The 1,427-nt window shown below is 60.1% G+C and carries 1 protein-coding gene; it reads left to right on the top strand.

Going from position 1 to position 1,427, the window contains the following annotated elements:
* Positions 1 to 168: 168 nt before the first annotated feature.
* Positions 169 to 1,113, top strand: a complete 945-nt coding sequence (locus tag HMPREF9371_RS10835) for an alpha/beta hydrolase (RefSeq protein ID WP_009120194.1) — start codon at positions 169 to 171, stop codon at positions 1,111 to 1,113.
* Positions 1,114 to 1,427: the final 314 nt, after the last annotated feature.

The following is a 1,427-nucleotide window of genomic DNA, read 5'->3' as shown; positions in this document are numbered from 1 at the left end:
TTTAGGGGTGGTTTGTCTGCTTTTGACGCCAAAACAGCCGGAACAGGATGAAAGATGTTCCGGCTGTTTGTTGGGCTGGGGTTTTGCAAAGGCCTCTGGCTTCCGTTGGCGCTTTCAGGTAGCCTTCAGCCTTGGATTTTCGTTTGAGGCTACCTGAAAGGATGTGTGATGACGCTGCTGCCGGCCGTGCGCCAATTTCTCGATGTGATCAACCACCAGCTATTGCCTGCCGTGCAGGCGCGGGGGTTTCGGCCCAATGTGATCAATGTCCGCGAGGCTTTGGCCGGACTGACCTTCCGCTATGTCAGCCGGGCGCAGGAGGTGGCGGCGGTGTGGGACGACACCGTGCCTTCGCCTGCGGCTTATGCCGTGCCGGTGCGGATTTACCATCCCGCGCCCGAACAGGCCTTGCCAGTGTTGGTGTATTTTCACGGCGGCGGCGGGGTGGCGGGCAGCGTGAGTGTGTACGACCAGATTTTGCGCCGCGTGGCGGTGCAGACCCGGCATGTGGTGGTGGCGCCCGAATACCGTTTGGCACCGGAAAACTCTTATCCGGCGGCGCAGGAGGATGCGCTGACGGTGTTGCGCGGCGTCCGCGCCTTGCTGACCGGGCGCGGCATCCGCTTTGCCGACCGCATCAGCGTGGGCGGCGACAGCGCGGGCGGGTCGATTTGTGCCAATCTGTTTTGCTGCACCGATGCGGCCGAGGTGCGGATTGCCGGCCAAGTGTTGGTGTATCCGAGCGTGGATTTCACCATGAGCCAGCCTTCGGTGGCCGAATTTGCCGAGGGTTACCTGCTGACGGCGGAGCGCATGCGCTGGTATTTCGACCGTTATTTCATTGACGGTGCAGACCGCCGCGCCGCTTCGCCCCTGCACCGTGCGGTGCTCAGCCCGATTCCGCCTACCTTGGTGCTCACTGCCGAGGCTGATCCGCTGCGTGATGAAGGCCGCGCCTATGCGGCCAAGTTGCAGGCCGCCGGCGTGTCGTGCCGCCATGTGGAGATGGCGGGGGTGATCCATGCTTTCTTAAATCTGGAGGATTTGAACCCCGAGGTATGTGCGCAGGCATATGCCGAGATGGCGGCGTTTTTGAACGGCTTGGCGGAGTAGGGCGCTTGTCTGTGTGTGTTTGCGTTTTCAGGTAGCCTGAGACCTTTGCAAAACCTCCAGATGTGGATGCAGTTCAAGGCGTAGCAGCGCAGCGAGGCGAACGAAGGAGTCCCTGTGGGACAGACATATCATGAAGATAGGCAAGCGAGCGAGCAGTACCCATAGGGCATAAACGCACAACGCAGAAATGCGCCACAGATGGAGGTTTTGCAAAGGTCTCAGCCTGAAACTGTGAAAGTTACCAAATGTGGATGCTGTCGGGGGCATCGCGACACCGTTCGCGTGCATGCCAAAAATTCTTGGGGTAATTAGAG

The sequence above is a fragment of the Neisseria shayeganii 871 genome, assembly GCF_000226875.1.
GTDB classification, from domain to species: Bacteria; Pseudomonadota; Gammaproteobacteria; order Burkholderiales; family Neisseriaceae; genus Eikenella; species Eikenella shayeganii.
Note: the sequence above shows the minus strand (reverse complement) of the source record. Positions and strands in the feature narration are given on the sequence as shown.

Coding starts and splice junctions, on each gene's coding strand:
- HMPREF9371_RS10835 (WP_009120194.1), top strand. CDS start 169: ATGACGCTGCTGCCGGCCGTGCGCCAATTTCTCGATGTGATCAACCAC.